The organism is Erwinia sp., from assembly GCF_049696395.1.
GTDB lineage: Bacteria > Pseudomonadota > Gammaproteobacteria > Enterobacterales > Enterobacteriaceae > Erwinia.
This window is the reverse complement of record NZ_JBAVTT010000137.1, coordinates 1-2,574: the sequence shown is the minus strand read 5'-3', so window position 1 is coordinate 2,574 and position 2,574 is coordinate 1. Positions and strand designations below refer to the sequence as shown.

Here is a 2,574-nt window from a genome sequence, read left to right as displayed (position 1 = left end):
GGCGTGAAATACATGCTGCTGGCAGGGATGTGTGCCTGGTTTGTGCGTTATGCACTGTTCGCGCTGGGCATGGACGACCAGAGCCGCACATTGATCTACCTCGGCATTCTTCTGCATGGCGTCTGTTATGACTTTTTCTTCGTGGTGGGCTTTATCTACACCGACCGCATAGCCGGGGCGAAAGTGAAAGGACAGGCACAAAGCATGGTGGTGATGTTCACCTACGGTATCGGCATGTTGCTCGGTTCGCAGATTTCCGGCGTGCTTTACAACACTCTGGTTGCCGGGCAGGGAACGGCACAGAACTGGGCTATTTTCTGGTGGATCCCGGCCGTTGCGGCAGCGGCGATCGCCATTCTGTTCCTCTTCACCTTTAAATATCGGGATGAAGCGGTTTGATTAACTGGAGGTAAACGTGAAAACGTTAAAAGGACCCGGGATTTTTCTGTCCCAGTTTATAGGCCCGCAGGCACCCTTTAATTCGTTGGAGGGGCTTGCGCAGTGGGCCTCTGCATTGGGGTATAAGGCGCTACAGATCCCCTGCAATCATCCGGCGATTTTTGACCTGGAGAAAGCCGCAGCCAGCAAAACGTATTGTGATGAGATCAGGGGATTACTGGCGAACTACGGGCTGGTGGTAAGCGAGCTGTCTACCCACCTTGAAGGACAGCTGATCGCGGTTCATCCGGCCCATGATGTGGCCTTTGATGGCTTCGCGCCTGAACAGGTGCGGGGTGACAGTGCTAAGCGGACTGCGTGGGCTATCAAAACCGTGAAACTTGCTGCTGTTGCATCGGCCAATCTGGGGTTGAACGCGCACGCCACTTTCTCCGGTTCACTGGCCTGGCCCTATCTTTACCCCTGGCCACCGCACAATACTCAACTCCTCAGCGAAGCATTTGATGAACTGGCGCGCCGCTGGGAACCGGTATTGGACGAATTTGACCGACAGGGTGTGGATGTTTGCTATGAAATTCACCCCGGTGAAGACCTTCATGATGGGGTGACTTTTGAACGCTTTTTAGCACGGGTGAACAACCATCCGCGCTGCAATATCCTGTTTGATCCCAGCCATTTGCACCTGCAGCAGATGGACTATCTGCAGTTTATTGATCACTATCACGCCCGCATCAAGGCCTTCCACGTCAAGGATGCTGAATATGTGCCGAATGGTCGTAGCGGCGTGTATGGCGGCTATCAACCCTGGATTGAGCGTGCCGGGCGTTTCCGTTCGCCAGGCGACGGGCAGATCGACTTCAAAAGCATTTTCAGCAAGCTGGCACAGTACGATTACGCAGGCTGGGCGGTGCTGGAGTGGGAATGCTGCCTGAAAGAGAGTGAGACGGGCGCACGGGAAGGGGCTGAATTTATTCAGCGCCATATTATCCCCGTAGCCGACCGCGCTTTTGATGATTTTGCCGCGCAGGACAGCTCACTCACCCACGTGCGCAAGCAGCTGGGGTTGGATTAAGGAACCGAAGATGATCAATGTGGGAATTATCGGCACCGGGTTTATTGGCCCGGCGCATATAGAAGCACTCCGTCGGCTGGGTAACATCAATGTGGTGGCCATCTGTGATGCCAGTCAATCCGTTGCACTGTCACGTGCTGCTGCACTGAATGTTCCACATGCTTACAGCGACGTGGCGGCCTTTCTGCAGCATGAAGGTCTTCATGCCGTGCATAACTGTACGCCCAACCATTTGCATGCAGAAATAAACCGGCAGATCCTCCGCGCCGGGAAGCACGTGTTCTCGGAGAAACCGTTATGTATGACGATGGACGAAGCCCACGAGCTGACAGCGCTGGCTGAGCAGTCTGGCGTGGTACACGGGGTCAGCTTTGTCTATCGTCAGTTTGCCATGGTGCAGCAGGCGGCCAGCATGATGAGATATCAGCAGCTGGGCCGGTTGTTCTCAGCTCAGGGCAGTTATCATCAGGACTGGATGCTGGAAGAGACCGACTATAACTGGCGAGTGGATGCCCAAAAAGGGGGGATTTCCCGCGCGGTTGCAGATATCGGTTCACACTGGTGTGACACCATCCAGTTTATCACCGGCAAAAAAATCGTTGCGGTGATGGCCGATCTCTCGATTGTCTGGCCAACGCGAAAAGCGAGTCTGAATGGCGCGGCCACTTTTGGTGCCGGTCAGGAAGAGGAAACGCGCTACGAATCTCATCCCGTCACCACGGAAGATATGGGGTTCATTCTGTTCCGCTTTGATGACGGCAGTAAAGGCAGTTTCAGCGTGTCGCAGGTTTCCGCAGGGCGCAAAAATCGCCTCAATCTGGAAGTGAATGGCAGCAGTGGCTCACTGGCCTGGGACCAGGAAACTCCCCAACAGCTTTGGCTGGGTCATCGGCATAAAGCCAATCAGATCTTATCTGACGACCCGTCACTGCTGAATCCGGATGTTGCCAGCCGGGCTCGTTTCCCCGGCGGGCATATTGAGGGCTGGCCTGATGCGTTCCGCAATATGATGCAGGCGTTTTATCAGGCGGTAGAGCAGGGAAACCCGCAGGCAGGCGGATTCGCGACTTTCCATGAAGGGGCACAAGTGATGGCGATTGTTG

3 protein-coding genes are annotated in these 2,574 nt (G+C 55.0%); all 3 read left to right on the top strand.

Annotated features, from left to right (window positions below; all coding sequences use genetic code 11):
* A partial coding sequence (locus WCC56_RS17045) for an MFS transporter (protein WP_424693524.1) occupies positions 1–399 on the top strand: 399 nt, incomplete at its 5' end.
* A 16-nt stretch (positions 400–415) separates the two neighbouring features.
* The gene (locus tag WCC56_RS17040) at positions 416–1,471 is read left to right on the top strand and encodes a sugar phosphate isomerase/epimerase family protein (RefSeq protein WP_424693523.1); all 1,056 of its coding nucleotides are present in this window, start codon (positions 416–418) and stop codon (positions 1,469–1,471) included.
* A 10-nt stretch (positions 1,472–1,481) separates the two neighbouring features.
* The coding region (locus WCC56_RS17035; protein ID WP_424693522.1) for a Gfo/Idh/MocA family protein at positions 1,482–2,574 on the top strand (1,093 nt) is incomplete at its 3' end.